Annotated in this window: 11 protein-coding genes; 6 read left to right on the top strand and 5 right to left on the bottom strand. The window is 72.7% G+C overall.

Annotated elements, in window-relative coordinates:
• Positions 1 to 35 precede the first annotated feature (35 nt).
• From ABZ822_RS27800 to ABZ822_RS27790, 3 genes are all read right to left on the bottom strand, one after another.
• Positions 36 to 1265: an STAS domain-containing protein gene (locus ABZ822_RS27800; RefSeq protein WP_360860020.1), complete on the bottom strand. Its 1230-nt coding sequence runs from the start codon at positions 1263 to 1265 to the stop codon at positions 36 to 38.
• Between the two features lie 692 nt (positions 1266 to 1957).
• Positions 1958 to 3184, bottom strand: coding sequence for a helix-turn-helix domain-containing protein (locus ABZ822_RS27795; RefSeq protein WP_360860017.1), 1227 nt, complete (start codon positions 3182 to 3184; stop codon positions 1958 to 1960).
• Positions 3185 to 3488: 304 nt separating this feature from the next.
• A complete protein-coding gene (locus ABZ822_RS27790) occupies positions 3489 to 4262 on the bottom strand; it encodes a thioesterase II family protein (RefSeq protein ID WP_360860014.1) in 774 nt (257 codons plus the stop codon).
• Between the two features lie 287 nt (positions 4263 to 4549).
• Between ABZ822_RS27790 and ABZ822_RS27785 the strand changes: the two genes are divergently transcribed.
• The 6 genes from ABZ822_RS27785 to ABZ822_RS27760 all read left to right on the top strand — a co-directional run bounded on the left by ABZ822_RS27785 (position 4550) and on the right by ABZ822_RS27760 (position 10004).
• A complete protein-coding gene (locus tag ABZ822_RS27785) occupies positions 4550 to 4936 on the top strand; it encodes a hypothetical protein (RefSeq protein WP_360860011.1) in 387 nt (128 codons plus the stop codon).
• 55 nt (positions 4937 to 4991) lie between these two features.
• On the top strand, positions 4992 to 6482 hold the full coding sequence (locus ABZ822_RS27780) for an NDP-hexose 2,3-dehydratase family protein (RefSeq protein ID WP_360860008.1): 1491 nt from the start codon (positions 4992 to 4994) through the stop codon (positions 6480 to 6482).
• A complete protein-coding gene (locus ABZ822_RS27775) occupies positions 6466 to 7248 on the top strand; it encodes an NAD-dependent epimerase/dehydratase family protein (protein WP_360860005.1) in 783 nt (260 codons plus the stop codon). The genes ABZ822_RS27780 and ABZ822_RS27775 overlap by 17 nt, the downstream gene beginning before the upstream one ends.
• Before the next feature lie 148 nt (positions 7249 to 7396).
• Entirely contained in the window at positions 7397 to 8362 is a 966-nt protein-coding gene (locus ABZ822_RS27770; protein ID WP_360860003.1) for an ATP-binding cassette domain-containing protein, read from the top strand.
• Positions 8363 to 8365: 3 nt separating this feature from the next.
• Positions 8366 to 9133 carry an ABC transporter permease gene (locus ABZ822_RS27765; protein ID WP_360860000.1) on the top strand — a complete coding sequence of 256 codons (768 nt, stop codon included), beginning with the start codon at positions 8366 to 8368 and terminating at the stop codon, positions 9131 to 9133.
• Positions 9134 to 9227: 94 nt separating this feature from the next.
• Positions 9228 to 10004 carry an FkbM family methyltransferase gene (locus ABZ822_RS27760; RefSeq protein WP_360859997.1) on the top strand — a complete coding sequence of 259 codons (777 nt, stop codon included), beginning with the start codon at positions 9228 to 9230 and terminating at the stop codon, positions 10002 to 10004.
• 147 nt (positions 10005 to 10151) lie between these two features.
• On the opposite strand, the gene ABZ822_RS27755 is transcribed toward ABZ822_RS27760, so the two are convergent.
• Both ABZ822_RS27755 and ABZ822_RS27750 read right to left on the bottom strand, forming a co-directional pair.
• Positions 10152 to 11210, bottom strand: coding sequence for a ketoacyl-ACP synthase III family protein (locus ABZ822_RS27755; protein WP_360859994.1), 1059 nt, complete (start codon positions 11208 to 11210; stop codon positions 10152 to 10154).
• Positions 11211 to 11268: 58 nt separating this feature from the next.
• Positions 11269 to 21150 (bottom strand): type I polyketide synthase, encoded by a 9882-nt coding sequence (locus ABZ822_RS27750; protein ID WP_360859991.1) that lies wholly within the window; start codon positions 21148 to 21150, stop codon positions 11269 to 11271.
• Positions 21151 to 21171: the final 21 nt, after the last annotated feature.

Here is a 21171-nt window from a genome sequence, read left to right as displayed (position 1 = left end):
GGCCCTCCCTTCCGGGGCGCGGCGCGCTGAGCCTTTCAGCGGCCGGTCGCGCTCCGGTGGAGACCCTCGAGGGCGTCCCGCACGACCGTACGCTCGTACCACTCCAGCCAACTGCCCACCTGGGAGCCGATCGTGACAAGCCAGCGCTCCTGGCCCTGTGACAGGAGCTGGCCGGGAGCGGGGAGGTGCACCGAGAACACCCCGAGGACCCGTCTGTCGTCGCCGGTCATGGGAATGCTGTGCACGGTCCGCGACCGGGCCGCCAGCAGCATCTGGCGGCTCGCCTCGGGGAAGACCGGATCGGTCGCGATGTCGGCCCTCACGTACGCGCGGCGGGACGCGGCCTGGAAGCAGGCGGTCTCCTCGCCGTCGACCTGGGCGAAGAAGTCCAGGAACTCCTGGTCGAAGCCGTGGTGATGGTGCATCTCCAGGCCGCCGCCGGGGCCGGTGAGCTGGAGATCGCCCATCTCGCTGTTCGTGCACGTGAGGGCTTCGGCCAACGCGGCCTTGATCGTGTTGCTGTGGCCGCCGCTGCCGCCGGGGAGGAATCCGAGCGGGGGCGGCGCCGTGCGCTCCCGCCCCGCGAACCACACCGGGTCGCGCGGCTCCGGGCCCGGGGTGCGGACCACCGCGTCGGCGATCGTCCGCAGCTTCACGTTGAACCGCTGCGACGCGTCACGCAGGAGCGCGAACGCGGCCTCGCCGTCCGGCAGTCGGTACCTCTCCTGCAGCATGCCTTGCGCCTGCGCGATGAGCGGACGCGAGCGGGCCTGTTTCCGGAGGTCCCGGACCTCATGCCGCAGTCGGGCGGTCTCGTCGCGGACGTCGCGGGTGAACGCGACGCCGTTGACCGCACCGGGTAGGCGGCCGGCGTCGGGCGGCGCGGGCACGGCGCCGGCCCTGCCGGCGGTGATGGCCGCGTCGACCGAGCTGTAGATGTCCATGGCCTGAGTGGCCTGGGTGACCTGGAGGATCTGGATGAGTACGGGACTGGGTCCGGCGAGCAGCAGGCGCCTTCCCTGCTCCGCGAGCACCTCGGCGTGGTGCACCAGGGCCCGGACTCCGGCGGCGGAGAGCAGCGTCACGTCGCTGACGTCGATCACCACATGAGCGAACGTGCCGTCGTCACCGGCCGTCAGGGCTTCGCGGAGGATGCTCTCGTTCGCGACGTCGACGCAGCCCTGGACGCGCAGCAGCCTGACGTGACGGATGTCCGTGTCCAGGGGCACCGCGTGAACCTGGAGCGGGGAGACATCGAAGGACATGCCACACCTCCCGCAGGCACCCGACCGGAGGTGCCCGGACACCCGCAATAACCACCAGAACACCATAAAGTGCCCTGGTCAACCCTGGTGGATCACCGGTGTCCGCGGATGCGGGCACACCAAGATCGACCTGTGACGCGACCCGACCCCGGACAGCGTCCGGGCCGTTCCGCACGGTGACATCCTGCACTGCCGCGGCGCGGCGCGGCGGCGATTTGCGAGACGAAGCCCCGTGCCGGGTTTGGACGTTGGCCTCCCTGTGAACCCGGCGCGTAAGGCCCGCCGGAGCCGTACGGTCCCGGAGGGCCCGGCGTCGGCCGGTTGGGACCACAGCCGACCGGCGCTTCACTCTCTCCTCCGTCTCTCCGCACCCCTCCTCTCCCCGGCGTCCGGTGCCGCTGTGACGGCTGATACGGGTGAGGTGATCCGCGGGTGGAGTGGCTGTCCTGGACCTGGGTATGCGGTCCTTCATCACCCGGTGCGATACCGCTATGAATGGGTGGGAAGTCGGCAATTCCCCTGATGTGAGAGGAGACGGCATGTCGTCGAAGCGGCGCCGCAAGAAGAAGGCCAGGCGCAAGAACGGGGCCAACCACGGCAAGCGGCCTCAGTCCTGAGCATGAGGGCCCCCGCACCCCGGGTGACGGGGGCTCTGGTGCCCGGTACTGAGATCGCCGCACGAGCCGCACGGCTCACGCGGTGTCCGGCAGCGTTCTGGCGAGTTCCAGGGCCGTCAGCAACTCCAGCGGATTGTCACGCGTGGAGCCCGGCAGCAGTTCCTCGGCCTGCTTGACCCGGTAGGTGACGGTGTTGCGCGCCACCAGCAGCCGGTCCGCGGCGGAGCGCAGGCTGCGTTCGGTGGCGAGATAGACCCGCAGGGTCTCCCGCAGTTCCCGCATCCGGCCGTCGCCGGACGCGAGCGGGCCGAGGATCTCGCGGACGAACCACCGGGCATGTTCCTGGTCGGAGCTCGCCAGTGCCGCGAGGCGCACCTCCTGGTAGTCGCACACCCAGTCGCCCCGGCCGAGCCGCGCCATCCGCTCGGCCTCGCGCGCGCCCAGGTGGCTGCGGCGCATGCCCGCGGGGCCGTGCGCGGGCGGGCCGATCGCCAGATGCAGACCGTCGAAGGGGCCGAGGCCGGCCCGTACGGTGTCGGCGAGGGAGGCGTCGGGCCCGTTGGGTGACTCGGTGGGCGATGCGAGCCACAGCCAGACCGCGCCCTCCCCTACCGGAACGGTCAGCCGGCCGCGCGCCGCCGCCGTACGGGCCAGGTCGTCCGCCAGGCGGTGCAGACGTTCGGCCGACGCCCTGGACCCCGGAGCACCGTCGGACCACAGGATGGCGGCGAGATGGGTCCGTGAGACGTCGTACCGGAGGCGCCGTGCCGCCGTCTCCGCGTCGATCCGCCGCCCGGCGACGATGTCCTCGACGATCTGGCGGCGGGCTGCCTCGTCACTGCCGCGCCAGCGGTCCCGCTCGGCGATGTACTCCTCGGCCATGAGGCTGGCGTGCGCGTCCGCGTAGAGGAACAACAGCTCGTTCAGGCGCCGCAGTTCGGCCACGCGCCCTGCCTCGCCGACGTGCCGTTCGACGGCCGCCGTGAGTTCCTGGGCGAGGCGCGCGTGCCCCAGCCGCACGCCGCGCAGCACCCGGTCGAGCGGAATGCCGCGGCGGGCGAACTCCCGGTCGCCCTCCAGCGCCTCCTCGGTCATCGCGGTCATGTCGCCGGCCCCCTCGTGGAGAAGCTGACGGAGCGCGGCCAGGACGACGGACTCGGTGGAGCGCCGCAGGGTGCGCAGCGGCCCCGGGCCGCCGCCGTGCTCGGGGACCTGCTCGATGATCTCGTCGGCGATCGCGTCGGCGGTGCGCAGCGCCCACTGCGTGGGACCACGCCCGAGCACGGCTTCGGCCGCGGCCACGGTCGCCGGTGAACTGGAGGGTTCGACTGGCCCGGCCGGATCCGGCCGGAGCTGCAGAAGCCACTCTCGCGTCATCCGGGCCCCATCTCGTCCGCCGCCTGTTCCAGCCTGGCGAGGCGGGCGCGGGCGGCGGTGGTGCCCGCCCGTGCCAGGCCACGGTCCACCGTCCCGCGTACCGCCCCTGAACCGCCAACGGAGTCGTTACCCGACCTCCGGCGCAGCGTCAACCGGATGCGTACGCCGGGTCGGGAACGGGGCGAGCAGCCGCGGAGGCGCGGCCGGCCCGAACCCTGGGGTACGGCGATCAGGCACCCTGTGGTGCGGCCTGGGCGATGACGTGCTCCTCGAGCACCTTCAGCACGTCCGCCGCACGGGTGTTGAGGTAGAAGTGCCCTCCGGGGAAGGTCCGCAGGTCGAAGCCCGCCGTGGTGTGCTTCTGCCAGTCCCGCGCCTCGTCGACCGACGTCTTGGGGTCGCTGTCCCCGACCAGCGCGGTGACGGGGCAGTCCACGGTGGCGCCCGGCTCGCACCGGTAGGTCTCGACCGCCCGGTAGTCACCGCGCAGCGAGGGCAGGATCATCCTGATCAGTTCGTCGTCGCCCAGCAGCCGGTCGTCCGTGCCGCTCATCGCCTTGACCTCGGCGATGATGCCGTCGTCGTCGCGCTGGTGGACGTTCTCGTCGCGGTAGCGGGAGGGGGCGCGCCGGCCCGAGGCGAAGATCCGGACCGGTCCGCCGCCGTCCCGTTCGAGCCGCCGGGCCACCTCGAAGGCGACGAGCGCGCCCATGCTGTGCCCGAAGAAGGTCAGGGGGCGGCTGTCCCGGTCGCGCAGCAGCACCTCGTGCACGCGGTCGGCCAGCGTGCCGACGTCGTCGATCAACGGCTCGTTGCGGCGGTCCTGGCGCCCGGGGTACTGCACGGCGACGACGTCGACGCGGGGGCTGAGGGCCGCGGAGACCGGGAGGTAGTAGCTGGCCGAGCCGCCTGCGTGGGGGAAGCAGACCAGGCGGTGGGCGGCGTCGGGAGCCGGGTTGAACCGTCGGCACCACAGGCCGTCGTCGGCGGGGGAAACGCTCACGCTGCTCGTCCGTCCTCTGTTGGCGATTCCAGTGATCGGGAGCACTGGCTGTCGTGGTGGGGTTGTGCGGCCACTATCCGGTACCGCCGGTCCCGTACGGCCGCCAGGGCGGAAAGTCTGGGCGTTTCCCCTGTCCTTGGCCCGGCGGGGCGGCATTGCGTTGTGCGGCCGGGCCGGACGGTGGCTAAATCTGAGCGCCGGACGCGTATCGACGCGCCGGACGCGCAGCGAGGAGTTCCCATGCCCAGCACCACGGGTCCGCGGCCCGCCGGCGAGGCACCGAAGCGGTGAGCGCTGTCACGGGCGGCAGGCTGTTCGCGGCCGGTGACCCGCACGCCGCCGTGAACCACGTCCGGCTGGTCCGCGATGCCACCCGCGTCCCGCGGTACCCGGAGTTCGTGTGGCGGCGCGGGACCACCGCCACGCACGACCGGCACCGGCGGTACCGGGCGGCCACCGTCGGCCACGGGCAGTTGCGCATTCTCCGCACCACGTGGCGCGACGGGGTGCCGCACCGCGAGGTGTGCCTCCGCCACCCGCGCCGGAGGCCGGCCCGCGGGATGCCCGATCCGCTGCCGCGCGCGCCCCTCCCCGGCGCGGTGCCCTATGACGCGCCGAAGGCGCCGGCTGCTGCCGGACGGCGCCCGGAGGCGGTGTCGCTGCCCGAGGAGTAGCCCGTACGGTCCGCGGCACGCGCCGTGGACCGACCATCCGATGTGAGAGGCAGCGATGCCCCAACTCAACGCGACCGGTCCCACGTCCGACACGGACACGGTCCTCGCCGCACGGCTGGCGGTCTCCGCGACGGCCGAGGGCGGCGAGGCGATGTCCGACGTCGAGTTCTTCGCGTGGCTGGACGAGCGCCGGCGCGAGCACAGCCAGGAGGTGCGCCGCACCACGTTCGCCGAGCTGTCCGGCTGGCACTTCGCACCGGACACCGGCGATCTGGAGCACCGCAGCGGGCGCTTCTTCGCGGTGCGCGGCCTGCGGGTGCGGACCGACTTCGGACCGGTCCCGGAGTGGAGCCAGCCGATCATCCGTCAGCCGGAGATCGGCATGCTGGGCCTGGCGGTCCGCGAGATCAACGGCGTACTGCACTGCCTGCTGCAGGCGAAGTCCGAGCCGGGCAATGTCAACGGGATACAGCTGTCGCCGACCGTGCAGGCCACCAAGAGCAACTACACCAGGGTGCACGGAGGTTCGTCCGTGCCCTACCTGGACTGCTTCCGCGAACCGCAGGCGCGGGGCCATCGGGTGCTGGCCGATGTGCTCCAGTCCGAGCAGGGTTCGTGGTTCTTCTGCAAGCGCAACCGCAACATGATCGTCGAGGTCGGTCCTGAGGTGGAAGCGGACGAGGACTTCTGCTGGTTGACGCTGCGTCAGGTCAACTCGCTCCTCCACTACGAGAACCTGGTGAACATGGACGCCCGCACCGTGCTGTCCTGCCTGCCGGACTGGCACCACGCCGTCCGTCCGGCCCCCGGCATCCACTCCGATGTGGCGATCCGCAGCTGGATCACCACGCAGCAGAGCGAACGGGAGGTCAGCGCCGCCCTGTTGCCCCTGCGCGAGGTCGAGGGCCACGGCTGGTTCCGCACCGAGGACCGCATCTCCCACGAACGCGGTCTGTTCTTCAGCATCGTGCCCGTGAGCGTCCTCTCGAACCGCCGTGAGGTGGCGTCCTGGTCGCAGCCGCTGCTCGAACCGCACGGCACCGGTGTGGTGGCGATGCTGATGCGCCGGATCGACGGCGTACCGCACTGCCTGGTGCACGCCCGCGTCGAGCCGGGGTACGTCGACGTCGTCGAGCTCGGCCCCACCGTGCAGTGCACCCCGGAGAACTACGCCCATCTGCCGGCGGACCGCCGCCCCCGTTTCCTCGACCTGGTGGAGAGAGCCCGCCCGGAGCAGATCCTGTTCGACACCGTGCTGTCGGAGGAGGGCGGCCGCTTCCTGCACGCACAGAACCGCTACATGATCGTCGAGGCGGACGGCGGCGTCCCCACCGATGTCCCGGACGAGTACCGGTGGGTGACGCTACGTCAGCTCGGTGAGCTGCTGAAGTACAGCCACTACCTCAACGTGCAGGCGCGCACCCTGGTCGCCGCGCTGCGCACCGTCGCGGGCATCGCACCCGGCCTGCCGGAGGCCGGGACCGTGCTGCCGGGACTCGGCGGCACCCTTCCGGGCATGGGGGTCGGTCGTGCGGATCATCGGTGACGGTTTCCTGGGACGCAATCTGTCCGCCGCGTTCGGCGAGCGCTTCCCCGACGTGACGGCTCTGGCCTCCGGCGTCTCCAGCACGGCCACCGCGGCTCTCTCCGAGTACGACCGCGAGGCCGAGGGCCTCTACGACGCACTGGATACGTGCCGGCGGGAGGGCCGGCAGCTGCTGTTCTTCTCCACTGCCTCCTTCTCGATGTACGGCTTTCCGGACGGCGAGGCGGCCGAGACGGATCCCGTACGACCGCCGAACGCGTACGGACGGCACAAGCTGGCCCTGGAGACCGTCGTGCGCTCCTCGGGAACCGACCACCTGATCCTGCGGCTGAGCCATGTCGTCGGCCGTCATCAGCGACCGCACCAGCTGCTGCCCACCCTCGTCCGGCGCATCGGGGAAGGCGAGGTGACCGTCCTTCAGGGAGCGCACCGCGACCTCCTGGATGTACGGGATCTGCTGCATGCGGTCGGACGGCTGCTGGAGGACGGGGTGACCGGCGAGGTACTGAACGTGGCGTCCGGAGTCCCGCAGCCGGTGGAAGCCGTCGTGACGGCGATCGAGCAGCGCCTCGGCGTGACCGCCCGCCACGTCCGCCGACCGGGCTCCCCCGCGATCACTCGCGCATCGGTGGACCGGCTGCGCCGGCTGGTCCCGGACTTCCGCGCGGCCACCGCGGACGCCGACTACCTGGGGGCGCTGCTGGACGCGTATCTGCCGTACTACACGGAGCTGTCGAAGGACCTGGCGGGGCTGCCCGGCCGGTGACGGTGGCGTCGACCGCGAGTGTCCCCGGGCATCTCCCGCGGGCGCGGACCGGACGCTGTTCCCCCGCCGGTGGAGTCGACTGCGAGATTCCCTAGACATCCCCCGCGAGCGCGGACTGGACGCGGTTCCTCCGCCTAGCGTGTGGCGCATGATCGAGCTTGCGGGAGTGACCAAGCGGTACGGCGAGAAGGTGGCGGTCGACAACCTCACGTTCACGGTCCGTCCCGGTTGCGTCACCGGTTTCCTCGGCCCCAACGGATCGGGCAAATCCACGACCATGCGGATGATGCTCGGTCTCGACCGCCCCACCTCGGGCCGCGCTCTCATCGACGGCAAACCCTACGCCCGGCTCCGCAAACCGCTGCGTCACGTCGGCGCGCTGCTGGACGCCAAGGCGATGCACGGCGGGCGCAGCGCGTACGACAACCTCCGATGCATGGCGCTGACCAACGACATACCGCTGTCGCGGGTCGACGAGGTCCTTCAGGACGTCGGGCTCACATCGGTCGCCAAGAAGCGGCCCAAGGGCTTCTCGCTGGGCATGGGGCAGCGGCTGGGCATCGCCTCGGCGCTGCTGGGCGATCCGAAGATCGTGCTCCTGGACGAGCCGGTCAACGGCCTCGACCCGGAGGGCATCCACTGGGTGCGCACCCTGATGAAGAAGCTGGCGGCCCAGGGACGTACGGTCTTCGTCTCCAGTCACCTGATGAGCGAGATGGCGCTCACCGCCGACCATCTGGTCGTCATCGGACGCGGCAAGCTGCTCGCCGACACCCCCATGCAGGACTTCATCGACAGCAGCTCCCGGTCGGTGGTCCGGATCCGCACGCCGGAGCCGGAGAGGCTGCGGGACGCGCTCGCCACGTCCGGTATCACCCCCACCGAGGACGGGTTCGGCGCGTTCGAGGTGACCGACGTCCCCGTGGAGTGGCTCGGTGAACTCGCGCTGCATCACCAGATCCTGCTGCACGAGCTGAGCCCGCAGCACGCATCGCTGGAGGAGGCGTTCATGGCCCTCACCGGTGATGCTGCCGAATACCGCACCGAACCGGCCGCCAAGGCGTCGTCGAACGGCGGGCGGACCGCACACCGGACCACCGGAAAGGACCTCTGACCGATGTCCGCATCCACCGCGGCTCTCCGCTCCGAGTGGGCCAAACTCTCCTCGGTCCGCTCGACGGGGTGGACCCTGTTCGCCGCCTTCGCCGTCACCGTGGCCTTCGGCACCCTGGTGAGCGCGCTGTCCAACGCCCGGTACGACGACCTGTCCCGGGCGGACAGGATCGCCTTCGACGCGGCCGGCACCAGTTTCACCGGTGGCGTCCTCGGCCAGCTCGCGATGATCGCGTTCGGGGTCATGGTGGTCGGCTCCGAATACAGCACCGGCATGATCCGCAATTCGCTGGCCGCGGTGCCCCGGCGCGGCCTCTTCTATCTGAGCAAGGTGACGGTCGCGACCGGTGCCGCTCTGGTGGTCGGCATGATCACCAGCTTTACGACCTTCTTCGCCGGGCAGGCCGTGCTGGGTTCCCACAGCACCACACTGGACGCGGACAACGTGCTGCGCGCGACTCTGGGCGCCGGGCTCTACATGACGCTGATGGCCGTGTTCTCGATGGGCGTGGCCACCATGCTGCGCAGTTCCATGCTGTCCATGGGCATTCTCATGCCGCTGTTCTTCCTCGTGACCCAGATTCTGTCCTCGGTGCCCGGGGCCAAAAAGGTCGCGCATTACCTTCCCGACCAGGCCGGTAACGCGATGGCACGGGTGGTGGACAAATCCGATGTCCCGTACGGCCCGGGCGGCGGTCTCGCCATCATGATGCTGTGGGTGGGCGCGGCGCTGATCGGCGGCTATCTGGTGCTGCGCAACCGGGATGCCTGAACGGCGAACGGCGAGCCGGGGCACGGAAGTCTAGGAGATTACCGGCGTCGCGCGGGACACACTGAGCGGCAATCCACGGCTTCAGGGAGCTTTCATGACCGACATCCGGCCCGTTCAGGTCGCCGAGGGCGTTTCCGTCTTCGTGCCGCAGACGGAGGGCGCACTGTTCTCCGAAGTCGACTTCATCTACAACGAGATATTCGTCGAGCGCACCTATCTCAAGCACGGAATCCAGCTCTCCGACTCCTCGCGGATCGTGGACGCCGGCGCGAATGTGGGCCTGTTCTCCCTCTTCGTCAAACAGGAATTCCCGAGCGCGAAAATCCTGGCCTTCGAGCCGATTCCGGCGATCCACCAGGCACTGTTGGAGAACCTGGACAGCCACGGCGCGAAGGATGTCGACGTGATGCGCTCGGCGCTCGGCCGCCGCCACGAGGACCAGGTCCGCTTCACCTTCTACCCGGCCCTGCCCGGCAATTCGACGCGTTACCCGGAGCAGAAGAAGGTCGGTCAGGAGCTCACGGTCGAGCAGATCGGCCAGGAGGCGCTGGACCGCATCATGGCCGGGTTCGAGGTGGAGGCCGAGGTCAACCGGCTCTCCGACGTACTGTCGGGGTGGGCGCCCGAGGGGCCGATCGACCTGCTCAAGATCGATGTGGAGGGCGCCGAACTGGAGGTCATGGAGGGCCTGGACGCGGCGGACTGGCAACGGGTGCGTCAGGCCGTCGTCGAGGTGCAGGACCTCGACGGCCGTCTGGACGCGGTACGGGACATCCTCGACGCCCAGGGCTTCGCCGTGACGGTGGAGAGTGCGGCGAACCTGCCGGAGGTCTTCCGCTACTCGATGGTGTACGCCAAGCGCGAGGTGTGATGTTCCCGAGGTGTGATGCTCCGGGGCCGCCCTGACGCCCCGCGGCATCACACCTCGTCGGCCCCGGCCACCCGGCCCGGACGAAAGACCCCTCGCGCGCCTCGCGACACCCCGGACCTGCGGCGCGGGCCCGGGGTTCGCGAGCGCTCAGGACACCGGCTCCTCCTGGGCCCACGCCGGCAGCTCCAGGATCGTGAGCACGGCCGAGGTGGACACCCATCCCGAGGCCGACGTCGTCATCAGGATGTGGTCGCCCGGGGACAGCATGCCGTTGAGGAGCAGGTGGTTGAGGGAGACCGCCATGTCGCAGGCGCCCATGTGACCGTACTCCTTGCCGAACTCCCAGGTGGAACGGGACATCGGCAGGCCCAGTGGCTGCATCTTGGTCTGGTCGATCATGCGGGAGTCGCTGTTCGCGGCCACCACCCATCGCAGGTCCGCCGCGTTCAGCCCGGCGTCCACCAGCGACCGGTGCACGACGTTCAGCTCGAAGTCGCACATGATCTCCATGCACTTGTCGAGCGGCATCACGTGCTGGTTGAAGTAGGTCAGCAGCTCCATCGTGCCGGACGCCTTGCGCTCCTCGCCCCGGAACGGCAGCAACGATTCCTCGCCACGGTGCCATTGCTCCAGTTCCGGCCTGGTCCCCGAGTTCAGCGCGCGCAGCGCCGCGAACCCGCCCTTGCCGCTGAGCAGAACGGCGGCGCCGCCGTCGCTGGCGGTGAACCCGGTGCCGAACCCCGTCCACCGGTCGATCAGCGGACTGGTGAAGTTCTCCGCCGCGGTCACCAGCGCGGTCTCGGCACCGGCGGCCCCCGTCAACTGGCCGATGGCGACTTCGAAGCCGGCCAGCAGACCGTTGGAGTGCTGGCGCACGTCGGTGCTGGGCACCCCGCTCGCCCCCAGCTCCCGCAGCACGTAGCCGGGGGCGTAGAAGCCTTCGGGACCGTGCTGCACGGCGGTGCAGTGCACGTGGAAGTCGAGGTCCGCGACCTCGTCGGTGGACCGGCGGAACGCCTGCCGGGCGGCCGACACCGCCATGTCCAGCGCGGGCAGGTCGCCCGCGATGTACGCGGCGGTGAGCCCGGTCCCGTACTGGACGGAGAACTCGTCGTAGAGCCCTTCCTCGACCGCCTGCTCGACGCTGATCCACCGGTCCGGGATGTACGCCCCGACCGTGTCGACGTAGACACCGTCCGTCTTCATCTGCTGCTGCTCTCCTTGCATGTCGGGGCATGGGCGGGGTGTGGCGCGGCCGCGGACGTCATGGGCGCATGACCTCCTCCTTGAGGTGTGTCGCCAGCCGCTCGGGGGTGTCGACCTCGAACAGCAGGGCGGCGGGGAGCCTCAGTCCTGTGGTCTCGCGCAGCCGGTTGCGCAGGGCGAACGCGGTGAGCGAGTTCAGGCCGATGTCCCGGAAGGCGCGCGTGGCCTCCACGGCCTCGGGCGACGGGTAGTCGAGCACCGCCGCGACGTCCGCGCGCACGAGGTCCATGAGGACGGCGTCGCGTTCGCCCTCGTCAAGACCGGCCAGACGGCGCCGCAGCGCGCTGAGGACTCCCGCGCTCCCGCCCTGCCCCACCCGGCGCCGGGGCGGTGGCCCGGCCAGGCCGCGCAGCGGCGCGGGCAGGCTCGCGTCGCCGCCGACGAGGACGCCGGTGTCCGGGCGGAGGAGGACGGCTGTGGGAGCGTCGAGGGCGCACGCGGCATCGAACAGGTCCAGTCCGGCGGCGCGGGAGAGCCGTCCCGCACCCGCGGGGGCGCCACCCGTCGCTCGGCCCTCGATGTCCCAGGGCCCCCAGGTCACCGACGTCCCCGGCAGTCCCGTGGCGCGCCGGCGCGATGCGAGGGCGTCGAGGAAGGCGCTCAGTGCGCCCTCGCCGCCGCGCCCTGCGAATCCCAGCGTGCCGGCGGCGGACGAGAGGAAGACCAAGGGAGCGGCCGAGAAGAAACTCTGATGTTCCGTCAGTTCGGCGAGGTTCAGTGCGGCCCGCAGCTCCCTCTCCAGAAGCTCCTCCTCCGCGTCCGCACCGTCGCCGGGTTCCGGCACCTCCGCCGCGTGCATCACGGCGGCCGGCGGATGGCTGTCCGGAACCGACTCCAGCAGCGCGGCCAGCGCCTCCCGGTCGGCGGGATCGCAGTCGGCGACGGTCACGTCGGCGCCCAGCGCGATCAGTTCCGTCTCGAGCCGGGCGAGCCCGTCGCCGTTCCCCGCGGAGGCCAGCAGCAGACGCCGTACGCCTCGCTCGGCCACCAGGTGGCGTACGACCGCGGCACCGGCCGGACGGAGGGCGCCGGTGACCAGAACCGTGCCCGCCGGATCGAACGGCAGGCCCGTGCCGTCCGCCGCGGCCGGTACGGCGGCGAGCCGGGGTACGTGCACGGCGCCGCCGACGACGGCCAGTTGCGGCTCGGGCAGGGCGAGGGCGCCCGGGAGGGTGCGCCAGGATGCACGGGTGCCGTCCACGTCGGCCAGGACCAGCCGGCCGGGGTCGACCTGCTGTGCCGAGCGGATCAGGCCCCATACGGCGGCGGCCGCCGGGTCCGCCGCCCCGGTGCCGTCGGCGGCCGCGAGCGAGCCCTGGGTGAGGAACACCAGCCGCGCCTCGGCGAACCGCTCGTCGGACAGCCATTCGCCGACCACTTCGGCCGCGTACCGGACCAGTTGGGCGGCCGTGGCGTCCGCGGGATCGGGTACGCAGCCGACCAGTACCGCATCGGGTGCGGCAACACCGGAGTCCACCGCCTTCTGGAGGCGGCCCAGGGTGTCGTACGCCTCGGTGTAGAGGCCCGCCTTCATCAGGGCCGCACGTGCGCCGAGCGTGTCGGCGCCGACGATCACCCAGCGGGGTCGGGCCTCGGGGGACTCGCAGGTGGTGACCGGCCACTGCAGCCGGAGGAGCGGGCCGTGCTGGGCGATGCGGGCGCCGGTGAGACGTGCGGGATCGGCGGGGCTGAGCCGGACCGCGCCGATCGAGGCGACGGGCAGTCCGGTGTCGTCGGCCACGTCGACGGCGACGGTGTCGGTACCGGTCCGGGTCAGCCGTACGCGCAGCGCCGTGGCGCCTTCGGCGTACAGCGTCACCTGACGCCAGGAGTCGGGCAGCGGAGGGGGATCCGCCGGGCGGGTGTCCTGCGTGAGAGCGAGGCTCCGCAGGGCGGTGTCCAGCAGAGCCGGGTGCAGGCCGTACCGGGCGCCCTCGGGCCGCTGTTCGGCGGTCAGCGCGACCTCGGCGAACAGGTCGTCCCCCTGCCGCCACAGGCACCGGAGTCCTTCGGCGGGCGGCTCGGGCAGGCCGCCGAGGTCGATGGGCTCCGCCTCGCCGGGCGGCCAGATCTCCAGGTCGAAGGAGGCCGTACTCCCGGCGGAACACAGCACGCCGTGGGCGTGACGGGTCCAGGGCACGCTGGGCAGCGCGCCCGCGGGCCGGGAGTGGATCCGCAGGGACCGCTCCCCCGACGCATCCGGTTCACCGACCGTCACGCGCAGCCGGAGGTCGTCCTGCTCGGGCAGGAGCAGCGGGGCCTCCGCGGTCAGTTCGGCGATACGGTCGCAGCCGACCCGGTCGCCGGCCCGCACGGCGAGTTCGACCAGGACCGAACCGGCCGCCTCGACCGCACCGTCCCCCGCCGGGGCGGCCGCCCACTGCCGGGCGGCGGCGCGGGACAGCCCGCCGGTGAGCAACAGACCGCCCTGCTCCGGGAGTTCGACGGCCGAGTCCAGCAGGGGGTGCCCGTCCTCCGCCGCGCCGCCGTGCCCGGCGGCGGGCGTCTCGCCGCCGGGACGCCCGGCCGGAAGCATCCAGTAGTGGCGGCGGTGGAAGGCGTACGTCGGCAGCGGCACCCGGCGGGCACCGGTGGAGGCGAACACGGTGTCCCAGTCGATCTCGACACCCCGGACGTGCAGATGCGCGAGGAGAGCCGTCAGGTCGGGTCCGTCCGGGCCGATGAGCGGCAACAGGTCGGCCTGCCCGCCCTCTTCGGAGCCTCCGCCCGGAAGGGCCGTCGCCTCGTCCTGCTCCGAGCCGGCGTCGTCGTCCCGTCCGTCGCCGAGGAGTTCCGCGCCGAGGACGACCATGGTGCGGTGCCCGCTGTCGAGCAGTGTCCGCAGCACCTGCCCCTTCCGGCCGGGCGCCTCCGCCAGGTCCGCGGCCCAGCGTTCGGGGTCGGTCTCCTCCCCCGCGTCCAGCCAACCGCCGGTCACCGCCGAGCAGAAGGGCACCTCCGCAGGGGCGAAACGGACCGGCGGCGCGCTGGTCTCCACCGCACGGCCGTGGTGCACCGCGAGGCGGGCTCCGGTCTCCAGGGGCAGCAACCCGGCGGCACAGGCCGCCGCGATCTCGCCGTATCCCTGCCCTGTCACGGCGGCGGGCTCGACTCCGTAGGCGCGCAGTTGTGCGGCCAGGGCAACGGCCACCGCCCAGCCGAGCGGTCCGGCGATGTCCGGGCGCTGCTGCCAGTCGGGGGCGGTACGGCCGGCCAGGACGTCCGCGGGCATCCAGTCGACCTGTCCCTTAAGCGCCCGTCCGCAAGTCCTGAGCGTCTCGGCGAACACCGGGGCGGACTCGGCCAGCGGGGCGGCGCTCGCCGTCCACCCGGCGTCGGCGGGCGGGAAGGCGAGGACGACGGGCGGTTCCTCGGACCCCGGCCGGGCGGTGCCGCTGATGACCGGGGTGTCGGGTTCCGTGCCGTCCGCGAGTGCCTTGAGGATGCGCAGTGCGCCGGGGTGGTCGGACACCGTCGGAACGGTGCGGTGGTCCAGGGCGGAACGTGTGGTGGCCAGGGACAGTGCCACGTCGTGGAGCCGCGGCGCCGGTTCGTCCGCCAGGAAGGCGTGCAGCCTGGCCGCCTGGCCGCGCAGCGCCTCGCGGCTGCGGGCGGACAGCGGCAGCGGGATGCGTCCGGGCAGGGCCGGGACGCCGGTCCGGCCGCGGTCGTCGGCCGGGACCTCGGGGGTGCCGGGACCACCGGCACCGCCTTCTCCGTCCGCTCCGTCCGCTCCGTCCGCTCCCTCGCGGGGCGGCTCTTCGATGATCACGTGGGCATTGGTGCCGCTGATGCCGAAGGAGGAGACGCCAGCCCGGCGCGGGCGGTCGCCGCGCGGCCAGGGCACGTCGTCGCGCAGCAGCTCGACGGAGTTCGCTGACCAGTCGACGTGCGGGGAGGGCCGGTCCGCATGCGGGGTGCGGGGCAGGACACCGTGGCGCATCGCCATGATCATCTTGATGATGCCGCCCGCACCCGAAGCCGCCTGGGTGTGGCCGACATTGGCCTTCATCGAGCCGAGCCACAGCGGCCGTTCACGGTTCCGCCCGTAGGTGGCCACGAGCGCCTGGGCTTCGATCGGATCGCCGAGCGGGGTTCCGGTGCCGTGCGCCTCGACGGCGTCCACGTCGGCGGAGACCAGCCCGGCGGAGGCCAGCACCTGGCGGATCAAGCGCTGCTGGGCGGGGCCACTCGGGGCGGTCAGTCCGTTGGAGGCACCGTCCTGGTTGATGCCGCTGCCCGCGATCCGGGCGAGGACGGTGTGGCCGCGCCGCCGGGCGTCGGAGAGGCGCTCCAGCAGCAACAGTCCGACGCCCTCGGCCCAGTTGGTGCCGTCGGCGTCGGCCGAGAACGGCTTGCACCGGCCGTCCGCGGCAAGCGTGCGTTCCCGGCTGAACCCCACGTACGGGTCCGGCTGCGACATGACCGCCACACCGCCGGCCAGCGCGAGATCGCAGTGGCCGGCGCGCAGCTCCTGCGCCGCCAGATGCAGGGCGACCAGGGAGGACGAACAGGCCGTGTCCACCGCGACCGAGGGGCCCTCCAGACCGAAGGCGTACGAGACCCGGCCCGCGGCCACGTTGCCCGCCGTGCCCATCTGCATGCCGGACGCGTAGTCGTGGTAGGTCACGCCCGCGAACACGCCGGTACGGCTGCCCTTGAGGGAGGCGGGAGCGATCCCGGCCCGTTCGAACACCTCCCACGCGGTCTCCAGCAGCAGCCTCTGCTGCGGGTCCATGGCCAGCGCCTCGCGGGGGGAGATGCCGAACAGCTCGGCGTCGAACTGGCCCGAGTCGTAGAGGAATCCGGCCTCGCGGACGTACGTGGTGCCGGGACGGTCGGAGTCCTGGTCGTAGAGCGCGTCGAGGTCCCAGCCGCGGTCGGTGGGGAAAGGCCCCAGCCCGTCGGCGCCCGCGGCGACAAGCCGCCAGAGGGCTTCGGGGGAATCGGCTCCGCCGGGGAAGCGGCAGCCCATCCCGACGATCACTACCGGGTCGGCGTCGGCCGCGACCGCGCCGGGGAGGACCGGGGCGTCGTCGCTGTCGCGCTGTTCGCCGTCCAGGCCCAATTCGGTGGCCAGGTGACGGATGAGGGCGCCGGCGGTCGGGTGGTCGTAGACGAGGGTGGCGGGCAGGCGCAGGCCGGTCTCCTGACCGAGCCGGTTGCGCAGATTGACAGCGGCGAGCGAGTCGAAGCCCAGCTCCTTGAACGGCTTGTCGGAGCCCACGCGTTCGGCGCTCTCGTAGCCGAGCAGTGCGGCGACCTGCCCGGTGACGAGCTCGGCCACCGCCCGGTGCCGCCGGGCCCGGGGCAGCGAGGCGAGGCGTCGCGCGAACCCGCCGCCCGGGCCGGCTCCGGCGCCCGCGTCGCGACGGACGGTGACCCGCAGCAGTCCGCGCAGCAGGAACGGCAGTTCGCCGGATTCGGCGCGGGACCGCAGGGCGCCGGTGTCGAGCCGCATCGCCAGCAGCAGCGCCCGGTCGGCGGAGGCCCCGGCGTCGAACAGGGACAGGCCGTGCTCGGCGGAGAGCGGGATCACGCCCTGGGCGGCCATCCGGGCGGTCCGGGTGCGGTCCAGGCCGGCCGTCATGCCGCCGAATCGCTCCCACGGTCCCCACGCCAGTGATGTCATCGGCAGCCCGGTGGCGCGGCGGTGCTGGGCGAGGGCGTCGAGGAAGGTGTTGGCGGCCGCGTAGTTGGCCTGGCCCGGGTTGCCGAGCAGGCCCGCCGCCGAGGAGAACACCACGAAGGCGGAGAGGTCTTGATGCTGCGTCAGCTCGTGCAGATGCGCGGCGGCGGCCACCTTGGCCCGGAAGACCGTGGCCAGGCGCTCCGGGGTGAGGGAGGTGAGCAGGCCGTCGTCGAGGACTCCGGCGGTGTGGACGACCGCGGCGAGCGGGTGCTCGTCCGGCACTCCGGCGAGGCAGGCGGCCAGGGCGGCGCGGTCGGCGACGTCGCACGCCTCGACCGCCACCTCGGCGCCGAGCGAGGTCAGTTCCTCACGCAGTTCGCCCGCGCCGGGCGCATCGGCGCCCCGGCGGCTGACCAGCACCAGGCGTCGGACTCCGTGCTCGGTCACCAGGTGCCGGGCGGCCAGGGCACCCAGGCCACCGGTGCCGCCGGTGATCAGAACCGTACCGTCCGGACCGAACGCGGGCGGCGTGTCGTCGGCCGGGTGCGGCACGTCCTGGCCGGCGGGTGGCGACGCCTGCTCGGAGGCGGTGTGCGGCGCTTCATCGGAGGGACGCGGCGCGTCCCCCGGGGCGGGGCGCGGAGGTTCCTCGGCGGGAGTCCGTGGCGCGCGGACCACCCGGGGCGCCAGCAACGCGTCGCCGCGTACGGCGAGTTGGGGCTCCTCGCTCCGCAGGGCGGAGGCGGGCAGACGGCCGGCCGTGTCGCGGTCGATGAGCAGGAATCGGCCGGGGTGCTCCGACTGGGCCGTACGCACCAGCCCCTGGACCGGGGCGTGCACGAGGCCGGGTACGGGCTCGCCGGGGGCGGCAGCCACAGCATGCTGGGTGAGCACCGCGAGTCGGACCGCGTCGAAGCGCTCGTCGGCCAGCCACTCCTGGAGGGTGGCGAGAACGGTCGCGGTGGCGTCCTGGGCCGCCGCGGCGAGGTCGGCCCCGTCGGCGGGGATGCCGGTGGAGCCGACCGGGAGCAGCACCGTCGCGGGCGGTTCCGCTCCCTCGTCGAGGGCGGCCCGCAGGGCGGCGAGGTCGTGGTGGGCACGGACGGGAACGCCTTGCTCGCCCAAGTCGGCGGCCAGTTCCTGGCCGTCCGGACCCAGCACCGCCCAGCCGCCGTTCTCACGCCCGGCGGGGACGGCGTCGGCGGTCCGGCCGGACACCGGGGTCCATTCCAGCGTGTACAGCCCGTCGACCGGCCGGCCCGCCGCGAGGTCCGTCACGGGTACGGAGCTCAGGTCAAGGGCGTCGATGTCGGCCAGAGGGCGTCCCTCGGTGTCCGTGAGACCGAACGACACCCGGTCCGTTCCCGCGCCGCCGGCCTTCAGCCGCGCGGTCACCGCCCCGGTCGCGTGCACGGTCACCCCGTGCCAGCCGAGCGGCAGCGCGATCCGGCCCTCGCCGGGCTCCGGCGCGGCCGACAGGACCGTCTGCACGGCGCTGTCGAGCAGCGCGGGGTGCAGGCCGAAGTCCCCGGCGTCCTGGCCGCGCAGCTCGTCCGGGACGGCGAGGTCGGCGAAGAGTTCGGCGCCGCGCCGCCACAGGGCGCGTACGCCGCGGAACGCAGGACCGTAGGAGTGGCCGCGCAGCGCCAGCATGTCGTACAGGCCGTCCACGTCGACCGGTTCGGCCTGCTCGGGCGGCCAGACGCCGGTACCGGGCGCATCCCCGGCGGGCCGGGCGGCCGAGGTGAGGGTGCCCTCGGCATGGCAGCGCCAGGGCTGGTCTCCCTCGTCGTCGTCCGGCCGGGAGTGGACGGCCACGGTTCGCCGTCCCGTGTCGTCGGCGGCGCCGACCAGGATCTGCATGCGCACCGCGCCGTGTCGGGGCAGGGGCAGCGGCTCGCGCAGGGTCAGCTCTTCCAGGACCGTGCAGCCGGCCTCGTCACCGGCCCGGACGGCCAGTTCGACCAGGACGGACTCGGGCAGCAGGGGGGCGCCCGCCGTCTCACGGTCCGCGAGCCAGGGCAGCGACCGTGCGGAGAGCCGACCGGTGAGCAGGATGCCGCCGGCATCGGCGAGTTCGACGGCGGCGCCGAGCAGGGGGTGCCGGGCGGCGCCGAGGCCCGCGGCACGCATGCCGGCGCCGCCGGAGGGCGCGGCGGGCAGCCAGGCACGGCGTCGCTGGAAGGCGTAGGTCGGCAGCGGCTCGGGCGGCGTGGGCGGGGGGACAGAGGCGGTTTCGTTCCCGGTCCCCGTCCCCGTCCCCGTGCCCCTCCCCGTGCCCGTCGCGGTGCCAGTGCCGGTGCCGGTGCCGGTGAGGCATGTCGTCCAGTCGACGGGAGCACCGCGCGTGTAGAGCGCGGCGAGAGCGGTCTCGAAGGCCCGCGGACCGGACTGGTCCTTGTGCTGGGACGGGACGGCGAGTACGTCTTCCTGTGGCGGCAGGCTCTGCGCCGCCAGCCCGGACAGCGTCCCGTCGGGGCCGAGTTCGAGGCAGCGCGTGACGCCGAGATCCGTCAGGGCGCGGACGCCGTCGGCGAAGCGGACGGCGTGTCGCACGTGCCGTACCCAGTAGTCGGGGTCGGCCAGGTCATCGGGGTCGGCCGGACGGCCGGTGAGGTCGGAGACGAGCGTCAGGCGCGGCGGGTGGAACTCCAGCGACTCGGCGACGCGTCGGAAGTCGCGCAGCATCGGGCCCATCAGCGGCGAGTGGAAGGCGTGGCTCACCCGCAGGGCGGTGACGCGGTGGCCCTGCTCCCTCGCCCGTTCCGCGATCTCCTCGACATCGGTGGCGACTCCGGAGATCACCGTGGCCAGGGGCCCGTTGACGGCTGCGACCCCGATCCGGTCGGTACGCCCTTCCAGCAGAGGCAGCACCTCGTCCTCGGGCAGCTGGAGGGAGACCATGGCACCGCCCGCGGGGAGCGCCTGCATCATCTGTCCTCGCGCCACCACCAGCTTGCAGGCGTCGGCCGGCGACCACACCCCCGCCACGTGGGCGGCTGCCAGCTCGCCCACCGAGTGCCCGAGGAGCACGTCGGGGCGTACGCCGAAGGACTCGGCGAGCCGGAACAGGGCGACTTCCAGGGCGAAGAGGGCGGGTTGCGCGTACTCGGTGCGGTTCAGCAGGTCGGGTTCCGTGCCGAACACGACCTCGTGCAGGGGCCGTTCGAGAACGGTGTCGACCTGGGCGCACACCTCGTCGAAGGCGTCCGCGAAGACCTCGTACGTGTCGTACAACTCCCGGCCCATGCCGAGTCGTTGTGAGCCCTGGCCGGCGAAGAGGAACGCGGTACGGCCGGCCCCGGTGGCGGATCCGGTGACCAGGCCGGGCCGCGCGTGGCCGGCGGCCAGGGCGTCCAGACCGCGCAGCAGTTCGTCGCGGTCGGCGCCGAGCACCACGGCCCGTTCCTCGAACACGGACCGAGTGGTGAGCAGCGCGGCGGCGGTGCGCGCGGGGTCGGTCTCGGGGCGGGACCGTACGAATTCGGCCAGCCGCCGGGCCTGGTCGCGCAGGGCCGCGGGAGTACGGCCGGTGACCGTCCACGGCACCGCCGCGGACGGCAGACGCAGCTCCGGCGCGACGGGGTCGGGCATGCCGGGCTCGGGGGCCGGCTCGTCGGGGGCCTGCTCCAGGACGACATGGGCGTTGGTGCCGGAGACGCCGAACGCCGACACGCCCGCCTGCCGCGGGCGGTCCCCCACTCGCGGCCAGTCGGTGTTCTCGTGGACCAGCCGTACGTCGCCGGCCGTCCAGTCGACGCGGGTGGTGGGTTCGTCGGCGTGCAGGGTGCGGGGCAGGGTTCCGTGCTGCATGGCCAGCACCATCTTGATGACCCCCGCGACACCAGCGGCGGCCTGTGTATGACCGATGTTGGACTTCACCGACCCCAGCCACAACGGCCGTTCACGATCCTGACCATAGGTCGCCAGCAGCGCCTGCGCCTCGATCGGATCACCCAAAGCCGTGCCCGTGCCGTGCGCCTCCACCGCATCCACATCCCCAGGCTTCAACCCCGCACCGGAGAGCGCCGCACGAATCACCCGCTGCTGCGACGGACCGTTCGGCGCCGTCAAACCATTCGACGCACCATCCTGATTGACCGCCGACCCGGCAACCACCGCCAGCACCCGATGCCCAAGACGCCGGGCATCCGAAAGCCGCTCCACCACCAGGACACCGACACCCTCACCCCACCCCGTACCATCCGCACCCTCCGCGAACGCCTTGCACCGACCATCCGCAGCCAACCCCCGCTGACGCGAGAACTC

Origin of the sequence: Streptomyces sp. NPDC047108 (genome assembly GCF_040643575.1) — a bacterium.
Taxonomy (GTDB): Bacteria; Actinomycetota; Actinomycetes; order Streptomycetales; family Streptomycetaceae; genus Streptomyces.
The sequence above is the reverse complement of the archived record's forward strand: the minus strand, read 5'-3'. Positions and strand labels throughout refer to the sequence as shown.